This window comes from Microbacterium sp. PAMC22086, from assembly GCF_019443525.1.
In the GTDB taxonomy this organism is placed as follows: domain Bacteria; phylum Actinomycetota; class Actinomycetes; order Actinomycetales; family Microbacteriaceae; genus Microbacterium; species Microbacterium maritypicum.
This window is the reverse complement of record NZ_CP080380.1, coordinates 3,115,265-3,136,992: the sequence shown is the minus strand read 5'-3', so window position 1 is coordinate 3,136,992 and position 21,728 is coordinate 3,115,265. Positions and strand designations below refer to the sequence as shown.

Below are 21,728 nucleotides of genomic sequence, written 5' to 3'. Positions count from 1 at the left end.
GGTGGGCGTGCTCACGCGTCGTCGCGGCGGTCAGCCGTCGAGGGATTCGCGGATGACGGATGCCGAGCGCTGCAGCCGCACGGCGATCTCGGCGTCGTCCAGGTCGGTGGACACGTGCACGACCGCGATCGCGGCGGGGCGCTGGCCGCGCAGGGTGAGGGGGACGGCGACGGACTGCACGGTGGGGATGACCTCGTCGTGGCTCGTCGCGTATCCGCGGCTCCGGGTCGCCTCCACATCGGCCGGCAGTGACGACGGCGCCGATTCGGGCCACTCGTGCTCGGGGAGTTGCGCGAGGATCGCCTTGCCGGGAGCTCCGACCGTCACCGGGTGGCGGGCGCCGGGGCGCTGGGCGACGCTCGCGACGGCGTGGCGGGGCTCGACGCTCGCCAGCGTGATGCACTCCTCGCCGTCGAGCACGGCGAGGAAGCAGGTCATGCCCAGCTCGTTGGCGATCGCGGTGAGCTCGGGGAGGGCCTCGGCCTGCAGATCGTGGGCGACTCCGGCCGCGAGCGCCGCCATGCGGGCGCCGAGGCTCACGGCGCCGGCCGCGTCTCGGGAGACGAGCCCGTGGTCTTCGAGGGTGCGCAACAGGCGATAGGCGATCGAGCGGTGCACGCCCAGGCGTGAGGCGATCTCGTCGATCGTGAGGGTGCCGCGTGCGTCGGCCAGCACCTCGAGGATGCGGATGCCGCGGCTGAGGGTCTGCGAGGCGGGGGAGGCGGCGGTGTTCTCGGGCATGCGGGCGCTCCCTTGCGATCGCGGACGGCGAGGTTTAGGCTGTGTTCAATAGTAGAACTCTGTGTTCGAATATAGAACACGGCGGTTCAGGATGCAAGACCCGACAGGCAACACCCGACGAAGAAGTCCGGAAGGAATCGACGACGATGCAGTTCCACCACCACGGCTACGTCTCCGCTGACCCGCGCGTGCAGGACGCCGCCGGTATCGGCGCCGCGCGCTCCGCCGACCTTCCCGACCAGATCGACGTGCTCATCGTCGGATCGGGGCCGGCGGGAATGCTCCTCGCGGCCCAGATGGCGCAGTACCCCGGCATCTCCACGCGCATCATCGAGAAGCGCGACGGCCGCCTCCCGCTCGGCCAGGCCGATGGCATCCAGCCGCGCAGTGTCGAGACGTTCCAGGCGTTCGGATTCGCCGAGCGGATCATCGCCGAGGCCTACAACATCGGCTGGATGAACTTCTGGGGGCCGAACCCCGACAAGCGCGACGAGATCGTCCGCACCTCCCGCACGTCCGACTACGCCTACGACATCTGCGAGTTTCCGCACCTGATCGTCAACCAGGCGCGAGTGCTGGACTACTTCGCCGAGGCCGCGGCGAACCGCCCCGGACGGATCGTGCCCGACTACGGGGTCGAGTTCACCGGTCTCACGGTCCACGACACGGGGGAGTACCCCGTGGAGGTGGGGATCCGCTACGTCGCCGGCGAGCGGGCAGGAGAGGCGAAGATCATCCGCGCCAAGTTCGTCGTGGGGTGCGACGGTGCCCGCAGCGGTGTGCGCCAGGCCATCGGGCGCACGCACGTGGGCGCCTCGGCCGCGCACGCCTGGGGCGTCATGGACGTGCTCGTCAACACCGACTTCCCGGACTGGCGCACCAAGTGCGCCATCAACTCTGAGGCGGGCAACATCCTGCACATCCCGCGCGAGGGCGGATACCTCTCGCGCATGTACATCGACCTCGGCGAGGTCGCGGACGACGACGATCACCGGGTGCGGCAGACGCCCATCGAGGAGATCATCCGTCGCGCCAACGAGATCCTGCACCCGTACACGCTCGACGTGCGCGAGGTCGCCTGGCACAGCGTGTACGAGGTCGGACACCGCGTCACCGACGGCTTCGACGACGTGATCGACGGGTCGGGGCGGACGCCGCGCGTGTTCCTCACCGGAGACGCCTGCCACACGCACAGCGCCAAGGCGGGCCAGGGCATGAACGTGTCCATGCAGGACGGCTTCAACCTCGGTTGGAAGCTCGGCTCGGTGCTCACCGGACGCGCGTCCGAAGACCTGCTGGCCACGTACGGCGCCGAACGGCGGCCCGTGGCGCAGCAGTTGATCGACTTCGACCGCGAGTGGTCGAGCCTGATGGCCCGAAAGCCCGAGGAGATCTCCGACCCCAACGAGCTGGCCACCTACTACCTCGCGACGGCCGAGTTCCCGTCCGGATTCATGACGCAGTACACCGCGTCGATGATCACCGGGTCCGACACGCACCAGTCCCTCGCCCCGGGATATCCGCTGGGCAAGCGTTTCAAGTCGGCCGAGGTCGTGCGGGTCGGCGACGGCAACGTGGTGCACCTCGGACACCACGCGAAGGCCGACGGACGCTGGCGCGTCTACGCCTTCGGCGACCGCACCGGCGACGCGCTCGCCGCGTGGGCCGAGAAGGCCGAGCCCCTGTTCGCGCGCTTCACCCCGGCGGACGCCGATGTCGATGCGGTCTTCGATGTGAAGGCCGTCTACCAGCAGCCGTTCGAAGAGATCGAGGTCACCTCGGCGCCCGCGCTGTTCCAGCCGAAGACCGGCCCCCTCGGACTCACCGACTGGGAGAAGGTCTATGCCGCAGGCCCCAGCAAGTGGACCGAGACCGACATCTTCGCCGCGCGCGAGCTCTCCCGCGAGGGCGTCGTGATCGTGGTGCGCCCCGATCAGTACGTGGCGGCGATCCTTCCGCTCGACGACACGGCCGAGCTGGCCGCGTTCCTCGAGGGGGCCCTGCTGCCTGCACGCTGATCCCGTCCTCGACATGACACGTGTCATGTCGAGGAGATGACACTGCCCTCCAGTCTCCTCGCCCTCGGCGGAGGAGGTTTGAGGCATGAACAACACCTCCGTGGACGGGTCGGTGACGCGGGCCACCGCTCGACCGGTATCCGTCGCCCCGATCGATGACCCCGTGGTGCTCGAACTGAGCGCCGTGAGACGACACTTCGGCACCGGCGACCGCCGCGTGCAGGCCGTCGACGGGGTGGACCTGTCGATCCGGCGCGGGGAGGTCGTCGCACTGCTGGGGCCCAACGGCGCGGGCAAGACCACCACGCTCGACATGCTGCTGGGGCTCACGCAACCCAGCAGCGGCACCGTGCGGGTGCTCGGCGTCGCACCGGAGCGCGCCACCTCGAGCGGGGCGATCGGGGCGGTGCTGCAGACCGGCGGGCTCCTGGGCGACCTGACCGTCGGCGAGACCGTGCGCCTCATCGCCTCTCTTCACGGTGCGCAGGCTCTCGGCAGAGTGGACGAGGTGCTCGCCAGAGCCGACCTGGAGCACCTCGCCCGCCGCCGGGTGTCGAAGTGCTCCGGTGGGGAGCAGCAGCGCGTGAAGTTCGCGCTCGCGATGGTCTCCGACCCCGACATCCTGGTGCTCGACGAGCCCACCGCGGGCATGGATGTCACGGCACGCCGCCATTTCTGGGACGTCATGCGTGCGGATGCGGATGCCGGACGCACGATCATCTTCGCCACCCACTATCTCGAAGAGGCCGAGCAGTTCGCGCGCCGAACCGTGGTGATGCACCGGGGGACGGTGGTCGCGGACGCCCCCACGGCGCTGCTGCGGGCCAGTCTCGGCGAGCGGACCGTCTCGGCGACGGTCGACGAGGGCGCAGCGACCCTCGTCGCGACCCTGAGCGCGACCGACGGCGTCGTCGCCGTGCGACTCGACGGAGATCGTCTCAGCCTGCGCGCCGCGGATTCCGATGCCGCCGCCCGCATCCTGCTCGAAGGCGGCGCCCACGACCTGGAGATCGCCGCCCCCACCCTGGAAACCGCCTTCACTGCTCTGACGGAGAACTGACATGCTCGTCTCACCCACCATGCTGCGTATCGAAGGCGTCCGCCAGCTGCGCAACCCCTACACGCTCGCGTTCACCCTGGCGATGCCGGTCGCGATGTACCTGCTGTTCGGCGCCGGGATGGGGTACGGCTCGCTCTCCGCCGGCCACGGCAACGTCTCGTTCTACGTGATGACCTCGATGGCCGCCTACGGCACGGCGGTCGCGATGAGCTCGCTCACATCGCTCGCCGCGACCGAGGCGAAGCAGGGCTGGGGGCGCCAACTCGCCATGACCCCGCTGACCACCGCCGGATACGCGCTGACGAAGCTGCTCACCGCCGTGACCTTCGCGGCGCTGGCGCTGGTGGCCGTGTTCGCCGCCGGGATGATGACCGGTGCGCAGGTGGAAGACGGCTGGCGCTGGGTCGCGACGGCGGGCATCATCCTCGGGATCGGCCTCATGTACGGACTGTTCGGGCTCGGCGTCGGGCTGTTCTTCAGTTCGGACTCGGCAGCGGCTCTCGCCTCGATCTCGATGACGTTCTTCGCGTTCTTCGGCAACGTGTTCATGCCGCTCGACGGCGTGATGCTCGACATCGCCCGATTCACGCCTCTGTACGGCTTCGTCGCCCTGAGTCGCTGGCCGCTCACCGACGGGGTGCTCACGACAGGACAGACCGACCCGCTGTGGATGCTGTTCCTCAACGTCGTCGTCTGGCTCGCGCTGTTCGCCCTGCTGGTCATGATGGGCATGAAGCGCTCCAGGGCGCGGCAGTAGCGGTGCGCGACGACAGTAGGTTGGACGGATGACGCCACACGCGAAGCGCGAGACGAACAGCGCCACGGGGAAGGACCCGTGGGCGCGGTTCGGGTGGCTGATGGCCGTGATCTGGCTCGTCTTCCTGGTGTATCCGGTGATCGCGCTCCTGCGATCCGAAGCGCCGCCGGCCTGGGTGATCGTGGGCTGGGTCGCCCTGGTCGCGTTCATCGTGCTGTACGTCACCGGCTTCATGCACGGCATGCGCGGTGGCGGGGGACTCGGACGTACGCCGTCGACACGGCAGTGGATCACGTTCGCAGCGCTCATCCTGTGCGCACTGCTCTCGGTACCGGCGGAGGGCGGATCGGCGCTCAGCTTCCTGCCGTTCGTGATGTCCTTCGCCTCGTACGGTCTGACGCGTGCGTGGCATTGGATCACGACCATCGCGGCGGTCGTGGTCACGGCGCTTTGCGTGTTCCTGCTTCCCGGGGGGATGAGCTATATGTCGATCCTCGCGATCGTGGCGCTTCTCGGAGTGGTCAACACGGTGTCGACCTGGCTCATCCTGCGCTCTGCGGAAGCGGAGCGGCTCGGCCTCGAGCTGGCGACGAGCGAGGGGCGCGAGGCCGTGGCCCGTGACGTGCACGATCTGATCGGTCACTCCCTGACGGTCGTCGGCCTCAAGGCGCAACTGGTGCGGCGGCTGATGGACTCCGATCCGGAACGCGCCAAGGCCGAGCTCGCCGACATCGAGCGGCTCACGGCGGAGGCTATCGCCGGGGTCCGCTCGACGGTGGCGGGAGCGCGGGTGACGACGCTCGTCGAACAGCTCGCGTCTTCTCGGGACTCGTTCCGCGCGGCCGACATCGAGATGCAGGTCGAGGGGGAGCCGAGCGCCCTGTCGCCGGTGCAGGCGATCACCGCGAGCTGGATTCTCCGCGAGGCGACGACCAACACCCTCAGGCATGCGCGCGCGCAGACGGTGCGGGTGCTGCTGCTGCCGGGGCGGCTGGTGGTGGAGGACGACGGGGTGGGCATCGGTGCGGCCGAAGGCAACGGCATCCGCGGCATGCGCGAGCGCGCGGCGGCGGCGGGCGCGGCGTTCGCGCTCGGCGCGACGGAAGACGCGGGCACGCGCGTGCAGGTGACGTGGTGAGCGTCTCGGCCGGCGACACCATCCGGTTGCTGATCGCCGACGACCAGGCGCTCGTGCGCGGCGCGCTGGGGGCGCTGCTCGAACTCGAGCCCGACCTCACCGTGGTCGGCATGGCCGCGGACGGAGCGGAGGCCGTGCGACTCGCGGAAGAGCTTCGTCCTGATGTGTGTCTGATGGACATCCAGATGCCGGGGATGGACGGGGTGGAGGCGACGCGACGCATCAGGCAGGCGAGCGAAGGGACGCGCGTGCTCGTGGTGACGACGTTTGCGCGCCCCGGCTACCTGCGCTCCGCCTTGGATGCCGGAGCGAGCGGCTTCATCGTGAAGGACACCCCTGCCGAGGAGCTCGCCGAAGCCGTGCGGCGTGTGCGGTCGGGACTGCGGGTGCTGGATCCGGTGCTCGCCGCCGACAGTCTGTTCGACGGCGCGAACCCGTTGAGCGACCGGGAACGGGAGGTGTTGCGTCTCGCCGCGGACGGGCGCTCCGCCGCCGCGATCGCCTCCGAGGTGTTCCTGTCGGCGGGAACCGTGCGAAACCACCTCTCGGCGGCGATCGGGAAGACAGGGGCAGCGAACCGGGCGCAGGCCGTGCGGATCGCTCAGGACAAGGGATGGATCTGACGCCGCTTCGGTGCGGCGGCACGTCGGTGGCCGCGCGTACGGTGGGCGCCGACGGGCGACGACGCCCGACAGGAGGAGTGCGTGATGGACTGGAAGATCGAGCTCATCTTCGTGCCGGTCACCGATGTGGACCGCTCGAAGCAGTTCTACGAGAAGATCGGCTTCACCGCCGACTGGGATCAGACGCCGACCGAGGGGCTGCGCTTCGTGCAGATGACACCACCGGGCTCGGCATGCTCGATCGCATTCGGCACGGGGCTGGGCATCGACCTCGAACCGGGCACGCAGAACACGATCCAGGTCGTGGTGCCGGATGCCGACGAGGCGCTGGCGCACCTGCAGGGCCTCGGCGTGGAGGCACGGGGTGTGCAGGACCTCGACTGGGGGCGGTTCGTGTCCTTCGACGATCCGGACGGCAACACCTGGACGCTGCAGGAGCTTCCTGACTACGGCGCCTAGACGACGACGTCCGCGACGATCTCGATCTTGAAGCCCGCGGCGTTCTCGAGCCAGCCGGCGTAGTGCCGGTCGCCACCGGCGTGCGGGTAGCGGTCCGTGTAGAGCGGGTGCCAGCCGTGGGCGGGCGCCTCGGCCATGATCGCATCGACCGCGTCGCGGGCACCGCCGTGGAACGCGAGGTGGTTGAGGCCGGCGCGTCGGCGATCGTGTGCGGCGTGTGACAGGTTCGGCGACGTCGTGAGGGTGAGGTAGGCGTCGCCGGCTATCCAGGACTCCCCGCCGGGCCACTCGCCGTCGAGCGTGAAGCCGAGCCGGCCCAGCACCCAGCGCCACTGCGCGCGCACCTCATCGAGGTCGGCGATCCACAGTTCGACGTGATGGAGACCCGGCATCGTCCGAGTCTGCCAGGTGAAGGGCCGGCGACGGATGCGTCAGGAATTCACGCGGATGATCTCCTGCTGGTACGGCGCGATGACGTCGCCCGAGATGCGCAGGTCGAGCAGCAGGAAGCGTCGCGTCGCCGTGTCCTCCTCGGCCCAGCTCGCGAGGCGGTCGAGGTCGGAGAGCGTGCGCACGACGACGCCCTCGGCTCCCACGGCCGCGCCGAACGCGGCGAAGTCGACCTCGGGGATGCGCATCGGGCCCTCCGCCAGCCCCTTGAGGCCGTAGAGGTTCACCTCGGCTCCGTAGGCCGCGTCGTTCCAGACCACGGCCATGCCGCGGCCGCCGGCAGCGCGCACGGCGGACTCCAGATCGGCGATCGCCATGAGTCCGCCGCCGTCACCGGAGGTGAGCACCACGGTCGACTCGCGCCGTGCCAGGGCCGCGCCCACGACGCTCGGCCATCCCTGTCCGATCGACTGGAACGCCGTGCCGACCATCATCATGCGGTCGGGAGCCGCAACCGGCCAGTACATGTTCGCCCACCCGATGAAGTGCCCGCCGTCGGAGACCACCACGCGGTCTTCCGGCAGCAGCTCGGCGATGCGTCGGGCGGCCGAGCGCGGGTCGAGCCGTCCGTCGGGAGCGAGGTCGTCGCCGGCGTCGTACGTGCGCGCGGCGGCGACGTCGACCGTCTCACGCCAGGGGTGCGCCGACCCGGCTGTACCGATCCGGGCCACGAGCTCCTCTGCGGCGAGCCGGGCGTCGGCACGCACGAAGCCTCCGACGTGCGCGTGCGTCGCGGCCGGTGCCGTGTCGATCTGGAAGACGCGGGTGCCCGGCGCGAACAGCTCACCGAAACGCATCGTGAACTGGTTCAGTGCGGCGCCGAACACGACGGCGACATCGGCGGAGCGCACGAGCTCCATCGCGCCGTCGGCACCGAAGCCGCCGGTCACGCCGAGGTCGTACCGCGTGTCGGGGAAGACCCCGCGGCCGAGCGCCGAGGAAGCCGTGAGCGCCCCGGTGGCTGCGGCCAGCTCTCCCAGAGCGGAGCTCGCTCCGGAAAGCCATGCTCCGCGACCGGCCAGCAGGAAAGGCCGCTCGGCGCCGGCCAGAGCGGCGGCGATCTCGTCGAGCATCGCGTCGGCGAATTCACCGCGCGGGGCGAGAGGCGCGGGGATGCGCGGCGACGGCGCCTCCGGCACCTCGCCGGCCTCGAGAGCTGCGACATCATACGGGATCGCGAGGACGACCGGCACCCGGTAGGTGAGGGCGTGCTCGATCGCGATGACGGTGGTGGCGGCGGCATCGGCCCGCCCGACGGTATAGGTGCGGGCGCCCACGGCGGAGGCGAGAGCGATCTGGTCGACATCCCAGGGGCGGGGACCGGATGTGGGTTCGTCACCGACCACGAGCACGAGCGGCACGTGCGCCTGCACGGCCTCTGCGAGCGCGGTCAGGGTGTTCGTGAAACCGGCGCCGTACGTCGACGTGCCCGCGGCGATGCGGCCGGACGCGCGGAAGTGGGCGTCGGCGGCGACCACGGCGCCCTGCTCGTGGCGCACAGCGGTGAACACGGCATCCGTCTGCGTCTCGATCGCGTCGAGGAAATAGGCGTTGCCGTTGCCCATCACGCCGAAGACGGCGTCGATGTGCTGAGCGAGGGTGAGGGCGACGTGCGCGGAGACGGTGGGCATGGGAAAGCCTTTCGAGACAGGGACGGAGGAACTGCGGGATCCGTATGTGTCTCGCCTCCGCGTCTTCGCGAAGTGCTTCGTGCCTCTTTTTCAGGCACCGGCCGGGCCGGACCCGCTCAGTCTACCGGCGGGGGGGAGCAGCGCAGGATGCGGGAGAATGCAGGAATGACTGATGCAGAGATCGAGCGCGAGACACTCACCTGGGACGGTTTCGGGGCGGCGACGCGCGATCTCGCGCGCGACATCCTCGACAGCGGTTTCCTGCCGGAGGTCGTCGTCGCGATCGCGCGTGGCGGTCTGCTCCCCGCCGGGGCGATCGCGTACGGACTCGGCGCCAAGAACTGCGGGGCCATCAATGTCGAGTTCTACACCGGGATCGGCACTGTGCTCGACGCCCCAGAGGTTCTGCCTCCCGAGCTCGACATGGCCTATCTCGACGGCCGCCGGGTGCTGCTCGTCGACGATGTCGCCGACTCGGGTCGCACACTCGCGCTCGCCGTGCAGCTGCTGAAGGACAAGGGCGCCGACGTGCGCTCGGTCACGATCTACACCAAGCCCTCCACGATCATCCAGCCCGACTTCGCGTGGAAGGACACCGATCTGTGGATCGACTTCCCGTGGTCTTTCCGCGGGACGGTCCGCGAAGAGGACCAGGGCCTCGCGCCGTCAGCGTGAGGCCGGCGGGTCAGCCGCGCAGCAGGGAACGCAGTGTCTGGATCGTGTCGGCCTCGGACGGCGACTTGTCCTGCCGGTAGCCCTTCACCCGGGCGAATCGCAGGGCGACGCCCCCGGGATATCGCGGTGAGCGCTGCACGCCGTCGACCGCGATCTCCACGACGAGTTCGGGGCGCAGGAACACGGTGGACGCCGTGCGGTGCGACTCATGCCCGGGGAATTCGGCGGTCTGCCACCGCAGGAGCTCGTCGGTGAGGCCCTTGAAGGTCTTTCCGACCATGACGTAGCCGTCGGCGTCGCCGAATTCTCCCGAGGGATCACGGGCGCCCAGGTGGAGGTTCGAGAGCCAGCCACGGCGGCGGCCGGAGCCCCACTCCGCCCCGAGCACGACCAGATCGAAGGTCAGCACCGGTTTGACCTTCACCCAGGACTTGCCGCGCCGACCGGCGGCGTACGGCGCATCCACGGCCTTGATCACGACGCCTTCGTGTCCGGCGGCGAGAGCATCGCGCGACAGCTGCTCGGCGGCATCCGCATCGTCGGTGACGATGCCCGGCATCCGCCAGTCGCCGACCACGCGTTCGAGCTCGGCCAGACGGACGGAGAGCGGTTCGTCGATCAGGTCGCGCCCGTCGATGTGCAGCACGTCGAAGAACCACGGTCGCAGCACGAGCTCGCGCGACACATCGGCACCGAACCGCGACATGGTCTCCTGGAACGGGCGCGGCCCACCGTCTTCGTCGAGCGACAGCGTCTCGCCGTCGAGGATGACGTCGTGCGCCGGGAGAGCGCGCACGATCTCGACGATCTCCGGCACGCGGTGCGTGATGTCGGCCAGGCTCCGCGTGTAGACGCCGACCTCGTCGCCGTGGCGATGCACCTGGATGCGGGCGCCGTCGAGCTTGTACTCGACAGAGGCCCGGCCGGTGACCTCCAGCGCGGCAGAGGGCGTCGCAGCCGTCGCGGCCAGCATGGGCAGAACCGGGCGCCCGACCCGCAGGCCCACCGCCTCGAGGTCGCCTTCGTCTCCGGTGAGTGCGATGCGGGCGGTCTCGCCGAGGTCGCCCGAGAGCATGGCCGCGCGCCGGACGATGGCCGCAGGGTGGTCGGCGGCCCGCGCGATGGCATCGAGGAGCACGCCCGAGAGGGCGCCGATGCGCAGCTCGCCGAGCATCGCGCGGGCGAGGAAGTCCCACTCCGCGGACGTGGCGCGAGAGGCGAGGTCGCCGAGGATCCCGCTGCGCACCGACGCGGAGCCGGTGCCCGATGTCGTCGCCAGCGCGTCCAACGCCTGGTCGACCTCGCCGACGGTCAGCGTCGGGCTGTCGGCGTGGGCGATGTCGAGGGCGGAGATGCCACGCCACCCGACCCCCAGCCTGCCCTGGCGGGGCGCCGCGAGCAGCAAGCCCATGACGGCGGGGATCTCGGTCGGGTCCGCGCGCGAGAGCAGTTCGGCGAGGGCATCGATCTTCGCGAGCCTCGACGAGGTGGCCCCGACCCGGTCGGCGGCGGAGACGAGCTCTGTGAGCATCATGGGGGAATTCTCGCACCGGTGTCGGACATTCGTCTCGCCGGTGCCGGCGCGCTCAGCGCCCGTGGAAGACAGGCGTGCGCTTCTCCTGGAAGGCCGCGAACCCTTCGCGGTAGTCATCGGTGTCGCACAGTGCGGCCTGTGCGGCGTTCTCGATGCCGACCGCGTCCCACAGCGCGAGCCGCTCGTCGCGGATGCGGGCGATGAGCTCCTTGCTCGCGAGGAACGCCGCCGTCGCGCCGCGGGCGGCGGTGGCTGCGGCATCGGTCGTCGCCTGCACGACCTCGTCATCGGGGAAGACGCGCGAGAACAGGCCGGAGGCCACGGCCTCGGCGCCGCTCATGAGGCGCCCCGTGTAGATCAGGTCGAGTGTCTTGTGCGCCCCCAGCCGGTCGAGGAACAGGGAGTGTCCACCTGAGTCGAGGGTCGCGCCGAGTGCGGCGAACGGGGACCCGATCTTGGCCGACTCCGCGACGTACACGACGTCCGTCGCGATGAGCAGCCCGAGTCCGACCCCGAGGCAGGCGCCGTGCGCGGCGGCGAACGTCGGAGCGGGGAAGCGCGCCATGCGCTGCAGCAGCGGGGTGACGAGGCCGCCGAGATAGCCGAGCACGTCGTCGTCCCGAGGATCGACCTCCGAGATGTCCCGCCCGGCGCAGAACGCGCGCCCTTCGCCGCGGAGCACGAGGGCGCGCACACCGGCGCTCTCCGCGGCCTCGTAGGCGGCATCCAGATCCGCCAGGGCCCTCTCGTCGAGCGCGTTCAGCTTCGACGGTGCGTTCAGGACGATCGTCGCGACGTCGTCGGCGATGGCGAGGTCGATCATGGGGGCCTCCGGGTCAGACGTCGTAGTCCACGACCACGCGGTCGCTGGTCGGATGGGACTGGCAGGTGAGCACGAATCCGCGCTCGAGCTCGTCGGGCTCCAGGGCGTAGTTCTCGGTCATGGTCACGCTGCCCTCGATCACACGGGCACGGCAGGTGCCGCAGACACCGCCCGCACACGCGAACGGCGCATCGGGCCGCACGCGCAGTGCCGCGTTGAGCACCGACTCGTGCGCGTCGACCGGGCTCTCCACGGTCGAGGAGACGCCGTCGAGCGTGACCTCGATGCGCACGGTCTTCTCGCCGGCGCGCACCTGCACGGGTCGGGCCGCGCGAGCCGGTTCGTCGCCGGTGGTGAACAGTTCGAAGCGGATGTGCGAGCGCTCGACCCCGACGTCGGCCAGCACCTCGCGGCAGAGGTCGACCAGGGCGAGCGGTCCGCACAGGAACCACTCGTCGACGCTCGACGGCGGGATCAGCGTGCCGAGGATCGTGCGCAGCTTCTCCTCGTCGATCCGCCCGGAGAGCACCGGAGCCGCCCGCTGCTCGCGGGAGAGCACATGGTGCAGCACGAGTCGGGTCGGGTAGCGGTCCTTGAGGTCGGCGAGGTCTTCGAGGAACATCACGTCGAGCGTGGCCCTGTTCGTGTACAGCAGTGTGAACCGCGACGTCTCGGACCGCGTCAGCACCGTGTGGGCGAGCGCCATCAGCGGCGTGATGCCGGAGCCGGCGGCGATGCCCACCACGTGGCGGTCGTCGAGGTCGTCGAGCGCCGAGGTGAACGTACCCTGCGGGCTCATCACGTCGATCTCGAATCCGGCGTGCAGGCCGGTCTGCGCCCAGGTCGAGAAGAGTCCGCCCTCGTCGCGCTTCACGGCGACGCTCAACCGGGTGTCCTGTCCGTCGTCGCGGTGCTCCGGCGCACGGCACAGCGAGTAGGAGCGCCGCACCTCGACGCCGTCGAGGGTGGTGCGCAGCGCGACGTACTGGCCGGGAAGATGGTCGTACTCGTCGGCGAGTGCGGCGGGCACGGTGAACGTCACCTCGACCGCGTCGTCGGTGAGTGGGCGCACGTCTTCGACGGTGAGGGTGTGGAAGCGGGCGCGCGTGCGCGGAGCGGCCGCGCGCGGCGTCGTCGCACGCGGGAGGGAAGCCGGCGCGGAGGTGAAGAGCGACATGTCAGTGCACCTTGAAGTGATCGAAGGGCTCGAGGCAGGCGCGGCACTCGAACAGCGCCTTGCACGAGGTCGAGCCGAAGTGGGAGACCTCGCGGGTGTCGAGGGACCCGCAGCGGGGGCAGCGGACGCTCAGCGAGAGGCGGATGGGGCCGGTCGAGACGGCAGCCCGGCCGGAGGGCGGCGCGATGCCGTAGGCCGCGAGCTTGGTCTTGCCTGCCTCCGTCATCCAGTCCGTGGTCCAGGCGGGGGAGAGGACAAGGCGCACCTCGACCTCGTCGAAGCCGGCGGCGGTGAGGGCGAGAATCACGTCGTCGCGGATCGTGTCCATCGCGGGACAACCGCTGTAGGTCGGAGTGATGTCGACGTGGACGCTGGTGCCGTCGACCTCGACCGCACGGAGAACGCCGAGGTCCTCGATCGTGAGGACGGGCACCTCGGGGTCGGGGACGGAGGCGGCGATCCGCCAGGCGGCCTGCGTCGGGGTGAGAGTCACCATGTCGCCCCCGGATGCCGTCGGGCGAGCACCTGCATCTCGGCCAGGATGTGCCCGAGCGGCGTCGCGTGCGCGCCGTCGCGCCCACCCGCCGACGACGACATCACGGCGGGAACCGACACGTCCGCCTCGGCGAACACGGTGTCGACCACGCGGTCGAACGCGGGGCGCAGGCTCGAGGGCCGCGCGGCCGCATCTCCGAGCCGGTCGATCAGGTCGTCGTCGCGGAACAGCTCGTCGACGTACGGCCAGACGTCGCCGATCGCCCGGATGATGCGGGTGCGGGACTCCTCGGTGCCGCCGGCGAGTCGCAGCATCCATTGCACGGCGTGATCGCGGTGGTAGTCGACCTCCTTGAGCGACTTCTCGGCGATCGCGGCGAAGGTCTCGTCGCTGCTGGCGCGCAGGGCCGAGTACAGCTCGAACATGTAGGTGGCCACCACGAACTGCCGCGCGATGGTCTGGGCGAAGTCGCCGTTGGGCTGCTGCACGATCCAGGCGCAGCGGAACTCGGGCTCGTCGCGGAAGAAGGCGAGATCGTCTTCGCTGCGGCCGTCGTACGAGCCGGCATAGTGCAGGAAGGAGCGTGCGTGGCCGAGCAGGTCGAGCGCGATGTTGCCCAGGGCCACGTCCTCCTCCAGCTCGGGGGCGCGCGAGATCCAGGCGCCCAGCTGCTGGGACAGGATGAGCGCGTCATCGCCGAGGCGCAGTGCATACTCGGCGATGTCGGCCGACGCGGCGACCGCGCCGGTGCCGGAGAGCTCCTGCGAGAGGCTGATCTCGTCGACGGAGACGTCGCCGTGGATGTCGCCGTGGATGTCGCCGTGGACGTCGGCGCCCTCGTGCGCGGTGGTCGGGTGCGGTGCGCTCACAGGTGCGGCACTCCCTCGGAGGCCGTGTAGTACACGGCGTGGCGGTAGTTCTTGCCGGCGGGGCTCTCGAAGTACGCGCCCTTGGCGTCCGGGTCGCTCGTGGTGATCGCGTCTGCCGGCGCGACCCAGATCGAGACGCCCTCGCCGCGGCGCGTGTAGAGGTCGCGAGCATTGCGGATCGCCATCTCGGCGTCCGGCGCGTGCAGCGAGCCGACGTGCACGTGGCTGAGGCCCCGGTTCGCGCGCACGAAGACCTCCCACAGGGGCCAGGGTTCGCGCTCGTCTGCTCCCGGCGTCGCCATCACGCCACCGCCTTCGTCTTGAGGGACTGCTTGCGCGCATACTCGGCCGCGGCCTCGCGCACCCAGGCGCCCTCTTCGTGCGCGGTGCGGCGCCGTTCGAGACGCTCGGCATTGCACGGTCCGTTGCCGCGCACCACCTCGAAGAACTCGTCCCAGTCGATCTCGCCGATCACGTACTGGCCCGTCTCCTCGTCGAAGCGCAGGTCGGGGTCGGGCAGGGTCACCCCGAGGATCTCGGCCTGGGGCACGAGCATGCCGACGAACCGCTGACGCAGCTCGTCGTTCGAGAACCGCTTGATCTTCCACTTCATCGACTGCGCCGAGTTGGGGGACTGGTCATCGGGCGGCCCGAACATCGCGAGGCTCGGCCAGTACCAGCGGTTCACCGCATCCTGGGCCATCGCGCGCTGCTCCTCGCTGCCCTGCATGAGGGTCAGCAGGATCTCGAAGCCCTGGCGCTGGTGGAACGACTCCTCTTTGCAGACCCGCACCATGGCCCGCCCGTACGGGCCGTACGACGCCCGGCACAGCGGCACCTGGTTGCAGATCGCGGCACCGTCGACAAGCCAGCCGATCGCGCCCATGTCCGCCCAGGTCGGGGTGGGGTAGTTGAAGATCGACGAGTACTTCGCCTTGCCGCTGATGAGCTGATCCATCATCTCGTCGCGCGTGGTGCCCAGGGTCTGCGCTGCGGAGTAGAGGTAGAGGCCGTGGCCGGCCTCGTCCTGCACCTTCGCCATCAGGATCGCCTTGCGCTTGAGGCTCGGCGCGCGCGTGATCCAGTTTCCCTCCGGCTGCATGCCGATGATCTCGGAGTGCGCGTGCTGGGAGATCTGCCGGACCAGCGTCTTGCGATACGCCTCCGGCATCCAGTCGCGCGGCTCGATGCGCTGCTCGTTGGCGATGAGCTCGTCGAAGAGACGTTCCTCATCGGAGATCTCGCCCACCAGGGATAGGTCTGCGGCACTGGTCATCGTCGACTCCTCGGCATCCGGTCAACTTTACTGACCGATCGTTAGGTAATTCTGACACAGAGGACGGCCGGATTCAAGGCGCGGCTCTCACTGCGAGCGGGAGATCAGCTCCAGGAGGGCTCGCCCGTAGGCCTCGGAGGGGTCTGGATGCTCGAATGCGAGCGCATCTCCGCCGATCTCGATGTCGACCCGGAAGGCGTCGTCGAGGCGCACCAATGCGCGGAAGGTGCCCCGGAGCAGGTCGCGCAGCTGATCCTCCCTCGGCAGCCACACCGCATCCGCGAGCGTGACCGCGTCGAGAGCCCACTCGGTGGTCCCGTTGAACGCCAGGTCGGTGCCGCTCGGAGTCTGTCGGGCCTCGATGGTCATCTCGCTGACGGTGAAGACCTCGGCCTCCGCCTCGAGTTCCACATCGTCCGGCAGGTCGAGCTGGAACCGATCGCCCTCCGCGGGGTGCCAGACGAGTCCGCGGTCTCGCAGGGCGACGGCGAGCTCACGTGTGATCATGTCCTCACGCTAGACGAACGGACGCGCCCAGGGGCCGGCGAACCTGGGGATGCCGCCAACGGGGTGTCGGCGGGGTGGGGCAGAGTGGGAACATGACCTCCGCAGCCTCTACCGACACTCGCGAGGCCGCCCGCGCGGCGCTGCGCGAGCTCGTCGGCCGCTCAGACGCCGACTTCCACGACGGCCAGTACGAGGCGATCGAGGCGCTCGTCGAAGGGCGCCGCCGCGCGCTGGTGGTGCAGCGCACCGGCTGGGGCAAGTCAGCGGTCTATTTCGTCGCGACGCTGCTGCTGCGGCGTCAGGGTGCGGGGCCCACCGTGCTCGTGTCACCGCTGCTGGCGCTCATGCGCGACCAGATCGCGGCCGCCGAGCGTGCAGGGGTGCGTGCGGTCGCGATCAACTCCACCAATGCGCACGAGTGGACCGACGTGCTCGGGCAGCTCGACCGCGACGAGGTTGACGTCCTGCTGGTCTCGCCGGAGAGGCTCAACAACCCGGCCTTCCGCGAGCAGCAGCTGCCGGCGCTCGTGCGCCGCATCGGGATGCTCGTCGTCGACGAGGCGCACTGCATCAGCGACTGGGGCCACGATTTCCGCCCCGACTACCGGCGGCTGCGCGACCTGATCGCGCAGATGCCCGCCGATGTGCCGGTGCTCGCGACCACCGCGACGGCGAACAGCCGGGTCGTGGCGGATGTGGCGGAGCAGCTCGGTAGCCTCCAGGCGGGTGGCGATCTGCGCGGCGATTCCGGAGCAGAGCCCGTGCTCACGATCCGCGGACCGCTCGCGCGCACCTCGCTGCGCCTCGGCGTGCTGCGCCTGCGCGATTCGGCGAGCCGCCTCGCGTGGCTGCTGAGCCACCTCGACGATCTTCCCGGTTCCGGCATCATCTACACGCTGACCGTCGCGGCTGCCGTCGACACCGCCCGCCTGCTGCGCGATCACGGGCACGACGTGCGGGCCTACACCGGGCAGACCGACACCGAGGAGCGCGCCGAGTCCGAGGGCATGCTCAAGCGCAACGAGGTCAAGGCTCTGGTCGCCACGAGCGCGCTGGGCATGGGCTTCGACAAACCCGATCTGGGATTCGTGCTGCACCTCGGAGCGCCGTCGTCTCCCGTGGCGTACTACCAGCAGGTGGGTCGTGCCGGCCGTGCGAGTGAGAGCGCCGACGTGCTGCTGCTGCCGGGCGTCGAAGACCGCGACATCTGGCACTACTTCGCGACGGCCTCGATGCCGGATCGGGAACGCGCGGAGCGGGTGATCGGCGCGCTCGGCGATGCGCCGATCTCGACGCCGGCGCTCGAGGCGACGGTCGACATCCGCCGCACGCCGCTGGAGCTGCTGCTGAAGGTGCTCGACGTCGACGGTGCGGTCCGGCGCGTGCAGGGGGGATGGGTCGCGACCGGTGAGCCGTGGACCTACGACGCCGAACGCTACGAGCGCATCGCCGCCGAGCGCCTCGCCGAGCAGCAGCACATGATCGAGTACGAGCAGACCGACGGATGCCGCATGGAGTTCCTGCAGCGGTCGCTCGACGACGACACGGCGGCGCCCTGCGGGAGGTGCGACAACTGCGCGGGCGGGTGGTTCCCGCGCGAGATCGGCGAGTCCGCGAGCACGCAGGCGGCGGAGTCGCTCGACCGCGTCGGCATCCCGATCGAGCCTCGGCGCGCATGGCCGACCGGTGCCGATCGGCTCGAGGTGCCGGTCAAGGGACGCATCCCCGCCGACGAGCAGGCGGGGGAGGGGCGGGCGCTCGCGCGTCTCACCGACCTGGGCTGGGGAGGGGCACTGCGCGAGATCTTCGCCGCCGGTGCGCCCGACGCCGCGGTGACGCCCCAGCTGCTCCAGGCCTGCATCCGGGTTCTCGCCGGATGGGGGTGGGAGGAGCGCCCCGTCGCCGTCGTCGCCGTGCCCTCGCGTTCGCATCCGCTGCTGGTCGATGCGCTCGCCCGAGGGCTCGCCGACGTCGGCCGCCTGCCGTATCTCGGCGCGCTCGACCCTGTCGCGGGAGGGCCCACCGGAGGGCCGGGCGGGAACAGCGTCTTCCGTCTCGCCGGGCTCTGGGGCCGCTTCAGCGCTCAGCACCTCGACGTGCCCTCTGGTCCTGTGCTGCTCGTCGACGATCTGGTCGACAGCCGGTGGACGATGACGGTCGCTGCGCGCGTGCTCCGTCAGGCCGGGGCGACCCAGGTGCTGCCGTTCGCCCTGGCGCTGCGCGGTTGAGCTCGATCCATCTCGCCGGGTCGAGGTGAGAGGCTCTCAGTCATCGGCCGGGGCGACGCGCGGCGGCCACGTGGTGGCGCCGAGCTCGCGCGAGATGTTGCGGGCCGTCTCGCGCAGGGCGTTGAGGATCGCATCCGAGGCGGGCGTCTGCGAGGTCGGCAGCACCACGGCGACGGCGGCGACGATGGCGTTCGAGGCATCGGCGACGGGGGCCGCGATCGACGACTCGCCGAGCACCGCTTCGTCGAACTCCCCGGCCATGCCGCGTTCGGCGATGGCCGGCAGCTCCAGGGTGAGGCGGGCGAGGTCGGTCACCGTGTCGCCGGTGAGGCTGCGCAGCGGCTGTTCGAAGACGCTCTGCTGGAATCCCTGATCGTAGGCGAGGAGCACCTTGCCCATCGCCGAGGCGTGGGCGGGGATGGCGACCCCGGTCTCGAGCATCTGCTGACTGTCATCCGGGCGCAGATTGTGGTGGATCACGAGCACGTCGGTGAAGTGCGGGGCGCCCAGGCGCACCGAGAGGTCGGTGCGGCGCGCGAGCTCCTGCGTCCATCGCATCGCCCGCGCTCGCACGTCGAGGGTGTCGAGATAGACGTTGCTCAGGCGCAGCAGGGTCGGACCGAGCATGTAGCGCTGGCCGCCCCGCTCCTTCGCGACGAGTCCGTGCGAGCGCAGCGACTTCACGATCCCGTGCACGGTCGACGGCGGCAGGCTGAGGGCCGCGGCGAGGTCGGTGATGCCGAGGTGGCGTGCTCCCTGGAGCAGTTCGAGGACCTTCGCCGCGCGATCGATCGCCTGGATCACGGGAGGCCTCCTTCCGGTGCGTCGTCGAGCCGGTGCAGATGGAGCCGGGCTTCACGAATGATCTTGACAACCCGGCAGGCTCCGAGCATATTCGACATTAACGAATTGCTTTCGGATTTTTTGCGAAAGACACCACGAAGGATCAAAGGAGATCGAATGATGAAGAAGCTCATCAACGCCCCGGAAGACGTTCTCGTCGAATCCCTGAAGGGCGTCGCGCTCGCTCATCCCGAGCTCTCCGTCGACCTCGACAACCACGTCATCACCCGCGCCACCCCCAAGGCGCAGGGCAAGGTCGCCATCGTCTCCGGTGGTGGCTCCGGCCACGAGCCGCTGCACGGCGGCTTCGTCGGCACCGGGATGCTGGATGCGGCTGTGGCCGGTGAGGTGTTCACATCGCCCACCCCCGATCGCGTGCAGGTGGCCACCAAGGCCGTGGATCGCGGAGCCGGTGTGCTCCACATCGTCAAGAACTACACCGGTGACGTGCTGAACTTCGAGATGGCCGCCGAGCTCGCCTCCATGGAGGGGATCGAGGTCGGCAGCGTCATCGTCGACGACGATGTCGCGGTGCAGGACTCGCTCTACACGGCCGGACGCCGCGGGGTGGGTCTCACCGTGCTGCTGGAGAAGATCGTCGGTGCGGCCGCGGAGGAGGGGCGCGACCTCGCCGCCGTGGTCGAGCTCGCCAAGAAGGTGAACGGACAGGGCCGCTCGATGGGCATGGCTCTCACCAGCTGCACGGTCCCTGCTGCGGGCAAGCCCACGTTCGACCTCCCGGACAACCAGATGGAGATCGGCATCGGCATCCACGGCGAACCGGGTCGTCATCGCGAACCCCTCGCCCCGGCGTCCGAGATCGCCCGGCAGCTGGTCGAGCCGATCCTCGCCGACATCGATGCCACAGGGCCCGCGATCGTGATGCTCAACGGCATGGGCGCGACGCCGCTCATCGAGCTGTATCTCATGTACGGCGAGGGTCGCAGCGCTTCTCGAGAAGTCCGGCGTGCAGGTGGCCAGGAACCTCGTCGGCAACTACATCACCTCGCTCGACATGGCCGGATGCTCGGTGACGCTGCTCAAGGCCGATGATGAGCTGCTGCGGTTGTGGGATGCCCCGGTGAACACCCCCGGTCTGCGGTGGGGCGTCTGATGGCCGCGGTCGACACCGTCGTGCTCACCGACTGGGTCTCCCGGTTCGGTGCGGCCGTCACCGAGAAGCGCGACTGGCTCACCGAACTCGACTCGGCCATCGGCGACGCCGACCACGGAGCCAACATGGCTCGCGGCATGAGCGCCGTCGGCGAGAAGCTCTCCGCCGGAGCGCCAGGAACGGTCGATGAGCTGCTGAAGACCGTCGGGATGACTCTCGTCAGCTCCGTCGGCGGAGCCAGCGGACCGCTCTACGGAACGTTCTTCCTGAGGATGGGGATGGCGGCGGGGCCGGTGTCAGACCTCGACGGCCCCGCTCTCGCGGCCGCGCTGCGGGCAGGACTCGACGGCATCGTCGCGCGCGGCAAGGCCGAAGCGGGGGACAAGACCATGTTCGACGCGATGGCGCCAGCGGTCGACGCGATGGACGCCGCGCTCGCCGCGGGGGCATCGGTCCCGGACGCGGCCAAGGCCGCCGCCGACGCGGCCACGGCCGGACGCGACGCCACTCTGCCTCTCGTCGCCCGCAAGGGCAGAGCGAGCTACCTCGGGGAGCGCAGCGCCGGGCACCTCGACCCGGGAGCGGCATCGACCGCGATCCTCTTCGACACGCTCGCCGCGGCGGTCGCGGACGACGCCTGATGATCGGCATCGTCGCCGTCTCCCACAGTGCACGGCTCGGGGAGGCGGCACTGGAGCTTGCCGTGCAGATGGTCCATGACGGCGGTGTACGGGTGAAGGTCGCGGCCGGAGCGGGCGTGGATGCCGATGGCGCACCGATCCTCGGAACCGACGCCGTCGCGGTGGCAGCGGCCATCGATGAGCTCGCCGCAGACTGCGACGGTGTGCTCGTCCTCATGGACCTGGGGTCCGCTGTGCTCAGCGCCGAGCTCGCTCTCGAGCTGCGATCCAGCGTCGTACCCGTGCGGCTCGCGCCGGCCCCGTTCGTGGAGGGACTTCTTGCCGCCGCGGTGTCTGCGGCGGCCGGCGGGTCGCTCGACGACGTCGCCTCGGAGGCGACGGCCGCGCTCGAGGCGAAGACCGGCGCGCTCGGCGTCGAGGAAGAGCACGCATCGGGGCCCCCTGTTCCCCCGGCGTCGGACGCAGATGTGCAGGTGCGCCGCGTGCGCGTGCGCAATCCGCTCGGCATCCACGCGCGTCCTGCGGCCCTGATCGCCACGGCGGCGGCAGGAGCGGACGTGCGCCTGCGTCGCCTTCCCGATGGCCCCGATGCCGCGGCGGCGAGCCTGACGCGTCTCCTCGTCCTCGGCGCGCGGCAGGGCGAAGAACTGGAACTGTCCGCACGCGGC

The 21,728-nt window shown here is 70.3% G+C and carries 21 protein-coding genes and 2 pseudogenes; 11 read left to right on the top strand and 12 right to left on the bottom strand.

The window, feature by feature from the left end; genetic code table 11:
* Positions 1–30: 30 nt before the first annotated feature.
* Positions 31–741 (bottom strand): IclR family transcriptional regulator, encoded by a 711-nt coding sequence (locus KY497_RS15590; RefSeq protein WP_219869458.1) that lies wholly within the window; start codon positions 739–741, stop codon positions 31–33.
* A gap of 146 nt (positions 742–887) precedes the next feature.
* Here KY497_RS15590 and KY497_RS15585 point away from each other — a divergent pair, with 146 nt between their 5' ends.
* The 6 genes from KY497_RS15585 to KY497_RS15560 all read left to right on the top strand — a co-directional run bounded on the left by KY497_RS15585 (position 888) and on the right by KY497_RS15560 (position 6,796).
* Entirely contained in the window at positions 888–2,759 is a 1,872-nt protein-coding gene (locus tag KY497_RS15585; RefSeq protein WP_219869457.1) for an FAD-dependent monooxygenase, read from the top strand.
* An 85-nt stretch (positions 2,760–2,844) separates the two neighbouring features.
* Positions 2,845–3,819, top strand: a complete 975-nt coding sequence (locus tag KY497_RS15580; RefSeq protein WP_127482009.1) for an ABC transporter ATP-binding protein — start codon at positions 2,845–2,847, stop codon at positions 3,817–3,819.
* Between the two features lies 1 nt (position 3,820).
* The gene (locus KY497_RS15575) at positions 3,821–4,576 is read left to right on the top strand and encodes an ABC transporter permease (protein WP_055877508.1); all 756 of its coding nucleotides are present in this window, start codon (positions 3,821–3,823) and stop codon (positions 4,574–4,576) included.
* Positions 4,577–4,604: 28 nt separating this feature from the next.
* Positions 4,605–5,714, top strand: coding sequence for a sensor histidine kinase (locus KY497_RS15570; protein WP_219869456.1), 1,110 nt, complete (start codon positions 4,605–4,607; stop codon positions 5,712–5,714).
* Positions 5,708–6,337, top strand: coding sequence for a response regulator transcription factor (locus tag KY497_RS15565; RefSeq protein ID WP_219869455.1), 630 nt, complete (start codon positions 5,708–5,710; stop codon positions 6,335–6,337). Before KY497_RS15570 ends, KY497_RS15565 begins: the two co-directional genes overlap by 7 nt.
* An 84-nt stretch (positions 6,338–6,421) precedes the next feature.
* Complete coding sequence (locus KY497_RS15560; protein ID WP_141386329.1) at positions 6,422–6,796, top strand: VOC family protein; 375 nt, start codon at positions 6,422–6,424, stop codon at positions 6,794–6,796.
* Here the strand turns inward: KY497_RS15560 and KY497_RS15555 are convergent.
* Both KY497_RS15555 and KY497_RS15550 read right to left on the bottom strand, forming a co-directional pair.
* Positions 6,793–7,188, bottom strand: coding sequence for a VOC family protein (locus KY497_RS15555; protein ID WP_219869454.1), 396 nt, complete (start codon positions 7,186–7,188; stop codon positions 6,793–6,795). The genes KY497_RS15560 and KY497_RS15555 overlap by 4 nt on opposite strands.
* 39 nt (positions 7,189–7,227) lie before the next feature.
* Complete coding sequence (locus KY497_RS15550; RefSeq protein WP_055870619.1) at positions 7,228–8,877, bottom strand: thiamine pyrophosphate-binding protein; 1,650 nt, start codon at positions 8,875–8,877, stop codon at positions 7,228–7,230.
* A gap of 165 nt (positions 8,878–9,042) precedes the next feature.
* On the opposite strand from KY497_RS15550, the gene KY497_RS15545 reads away from it, so the two are divergent.
* On the top strand, positions 9,043–9,552 hold the full coding sequence (locus tag KY497_RS15545) for a phosphoribosyltransferase (protein ID WP_017828369.1): 510 nt from the start codon (positions 9,043–9,045) through the stop codon (positions 9,550–9,552).
* 10 nt (positions 9,553–9,562) lie between these two features.
* Here KY497_RS15545 and KY497_RS15540 read toward each other — a convergent pair whose 3' ends face one another.
* The 8 genes from KY497_RS15540 to KY497_RS15505 all read right to left on the bottom strand — a co-directional run bounded on the left by KY497_RS15540 (position 9,563) and on the right by KY497_RS15505 (position 16,234).
* Positions 9,563–11,086 carry an ATP-dependent DNA ligase gene (locus KY497_RS15540; RefSeq protein WP_219869453.1) on the bottom strand — a complete coding sequence of 508 codons (1,524 nt, stop codon included), beginning with the start codon at positions 11,084–11,086 and terminating at the stop codon, positions 9,563–9,565.
* 52 nt (positions 11,087–11,138) lie between these two features.
* A complete protein-coding gene (locus tag KY497_RS15535; RefSeq protein ID WP_141386327.1) occupies positions 11,139–11,909 on the bottom strand; it encodes an enoyl-CoA hydratase/isomerase family protein in 771 nt (256 codons plus the stop codon).
* Between the two features lie 13 nt (positions 11,910–11,922).
* Positions 11,923–13,086: a 1,2-phenylacetyl-CoA epoxidase subunit PaaE gene (paaE, locus tag KY497_RS15530; RefSeq protein WP_055877521.1), complete on the bottom strand. Its 1,164-nt coding sequence runs from the start codon at positions 13,084–13,086 to the stop codon at positions 11,923–11,925.
* 1 nt (position 13,087) lies between these two features.
* A complete protein-coding gene (gene paaD / locus KY497_RS15525; protein WP_017828373.1) occupies positions 13,088–13,582 on the bottom strand; it encodes a 1,2-phenylacetyl-CoA epoxidase subunit PaaD in 495 nt (164 codons plus the stop codon).
* Positions 13,576–14,451: a 1,2-phenylacetyl-CoA epoxidase subunit PaaC gene (gene paaC, locus KY497_RS15520; protein ID WP_141386325.1), complete on the bottom strand. Its 876-nt coding sequence runs from the start codon at positions 14,449–14,451 to the stop codon at positions 13,576–13,578. Before paaC ends, paaD begins: the two co-directional genes overlap by 7 nt.
* Positions 14,448–14,753, bottom strand: a complete 306-nt coding sequence (gene paaB / locus KY497_RS15515) for a 1,2-phenylacetyl-CoA epoxidase subunit PaaB (RefSeq protein ID WP_017828375.1) — start codon at positions 14,751–14,753, stop codon at positions 14,448–14,450. Before paaB ends, paaC begins: the two co-directional genes overlap by 4 nt.
* A complete protein-coding gene (paaA, locus tag KY497_RS15510) occupies positions 14,753–15,727 on the bottom strand; it encodes a 1,2-phenylacetyl-CoA epoxidase subunit PaaA (protein WP_055877528.1) in 975 nt (324 codons plus the stop codon). Before paaA ends, paaB begins: the two co-directional genes overlap by 1 nt.
* Before the next feature lie 87 nt (positions 15,728–15,814).
* Complete coding sequence (locus KY497_RS15505) at positions 15,815–16,234, bottom strand: pilus assembly protein CpaE (protein ID WP_141386324.1); 420 nt, start codon at positions 16,232–16,234, stop codon at positions 15,815–15,817.
* Between the two features lie 92 nt (positions 16,235–16,326).
* Between KY497_RS15505 and KY497_RS15500 the strand changes: the two genes are divergently transcribed.
* Positions 16,327–18,462, top strand: a complete 2,136-nt coding sequence (locus tag KY497_RS15500; protein WP_219869452.1) for a RecQ family ATP-dependent DNA helicase — start codon at positions 16,327–16,329, stop codon at positions 18,460–18,462.
* Positions 18,463–18,498: 36 nt separating this feature from the next.
* Here the strand turns inward: KY497_RS15500 and KY497_RS15495 are convergent, their stop codons facing one another.
* Positions 18,499–19,266, bottom strand: coding sequence for an IclR family transcriptional regulator (locus KY497_RS15495; RefSeq protein WP_017828379.1), 768 nt, complete (start codon positions 19,264–19,266; stop codon positions 18,499–18,501).
* Positions 19,267–19,425: 159 nt separating this feature from the next.
* On the opposite strand from KY497_RS15495, the pseudogene dhaK reads away from it, so the two are divergent.
* The 3 genes and pseudogenes from dhaK to KY497_RS16990 all read left to right on the top strand — a co-directional run.
* Positions 19,426–20,419, top strand: a pseudogene (gene dhaK, locus KY497_RS15490) (dihydroxyacetone kinase subunit DhaK).
* On the top strand, positions 20,419–21,060 hold the full coding sequence (gene dhaL, locus KY497_RS15485; RefSeq protein ID WP_219869451.1) for a dihydroxyacetone kinase subunit DhaL: 642 nt from the start codon (positions 20,419–20,421) through the stop codon (positions 21,058–21,060). Before dhaK ends, dhaL begins: the two are co-directional and overlap by 1 nt.
* A pseudogene (locus KY497_RS16990) lies at positions 21,060–21,713 on the top strand (HPr family phosphocarrier protein); the annotation flags it as partial. The gene dhaL and the pseudogene KY497_RS16990, both read left to right, overlap by 1 nt.
* Positions 21,714–21,728: the final 15 nt, after the last annotated feature.

What these genes read in the sequence shown, in the direction of transcription:
- paaB (WP_017828375.1), bottom strand. Translation starts at nt 14,753, where the DNA reads ATGGCGACGCCGGGAGCAGACGAGCGCGAACCCTGGCCCCTGTGGGAG.
- KY497_RS15590 (WP_219869458.1), bottom strand. Translation starts at nt 741, where the DNA reads ATGCCCGAGAACACCGCCGCCTCCCCCGCCTCGCAGACCCTCAGCCGC.
- KY497_RS15540 (WP_219869453.1), bottom strand. Translation starts at nt 11,086, where the DNA reads ATGATGCTCACAGAGCTCGTCTCCGCCGCCGACCGGGTCGGGGCCACC.
- KY497_RS15550 (WP_055870619.1), bottom strand. Translation starts at nt 8,877, where the DNA reads ATGCCCACCGTCTCCGCGCACGTCGCCCTCACCCTCGCTCAGCACATC.
- KY497_RS15545 (WP_017828369.1), top strand. Translation starts at nt 9,043, where the DNA reads ATGACTGATGCAGAGATCGAGCGCGAGACACTCACCTGGGACGGTTTC.
- dhaL (WP_219869451.1), top strand. Translation starts at nt 20,419, where the DNA reads ATGGCCGCGGTCGACACCGTCGTGCTCACCGACTGGGTCTCCCGGTTC.
- paaE (WP_055877521.1), bottom strand. Translation starts at nt 13,086, where the DNA reads ATGTCGCTCTTCACCTCCGCGCCGGCTTCCCTCCCGCGTGCGACGACG.
- KY497_RS15505 (WP_141386324.1), bottom strand. Translation starts at nt 16,234, where the DNA reads ATGATCACACGTGAGCTCGCCGTCGCCCTGCGAGACCGCGGACTCGTC.
- KY497_RS15575 (WP_055877508.1), top strand. Translation starts at nt 3,821, where the DNA reads ATGCTCGTCTCACCCACCATGCTGCGTATCGAAGGCGTCCGCCAGCTG.
- KY497_RS15570 (WP_219869456.1), top strand. Translation starts at nt 4,605, where the DNA reads ATGACGCCACACGCGAAGCGCGAGACGAACAGCGCCACGGGGAAGGAC.
- KY497_RS15500 (WP_219869452.1), top strand. Translation starts at nt 16,327, where the DNA reads ATGACCTCCGCAGCCTCTACCGACACTCGCGAGGCCGCCCGCGCGGCG.
- KY497_RS15555 (WP_219869454.1), bottom strand. Translation starts at nt 7,188, where the DNA reads ATGCCGGGTCTCCATCACGTCGAACTGTGGATCGCCGACCTCGATGAG.
- KY497_RS15560 (WP_141386329.1), top strand. Translation starts at nt 6,422, where the DNA reads ATGGACTGGAAGATCGAGCTCATCTTCGTGCCGGTCACCGATGTGGAC.
- KY497_RS15585 (WP_219869457.1), top strand. Translation starts at nt 888, where the DNA reads ATGCAGTTCCACCACCACGGCTACGTCTCCGCTGACCCGCGCGTGCAG.
- KY497_RS15580 (WP_127482009.1), top strand. Translation starts at nt 2,845, where the DNA reads ATGAACAACACCTCCGTGGACGGGTCGGTGACGCGGGCCACCGCTCGA.
- KY497_RS15535 (WP_141386327.1), bottom strand. Translation starts at nt 11,909, where the DNA reads ATGATCGACCTCGCCATCGCCGACGACGTCGCGACGATCGTCCTGAAC.
- paaD (WP_017828373.1), bottom strand. Translation starts at nt 13,582, where the DNA reads ATGGTGACTCTCACCCCGACGCAGGCCGCCTGGCGGATCGCCGCCTCC.
- paaA (WP_055877528.1), bottom strand. Translation starts at nt 15,727, where the DNA reads ATGACCAGTGCCGCAGACCTATCCCTGGTGGGCGAGATCTCCGATGAG.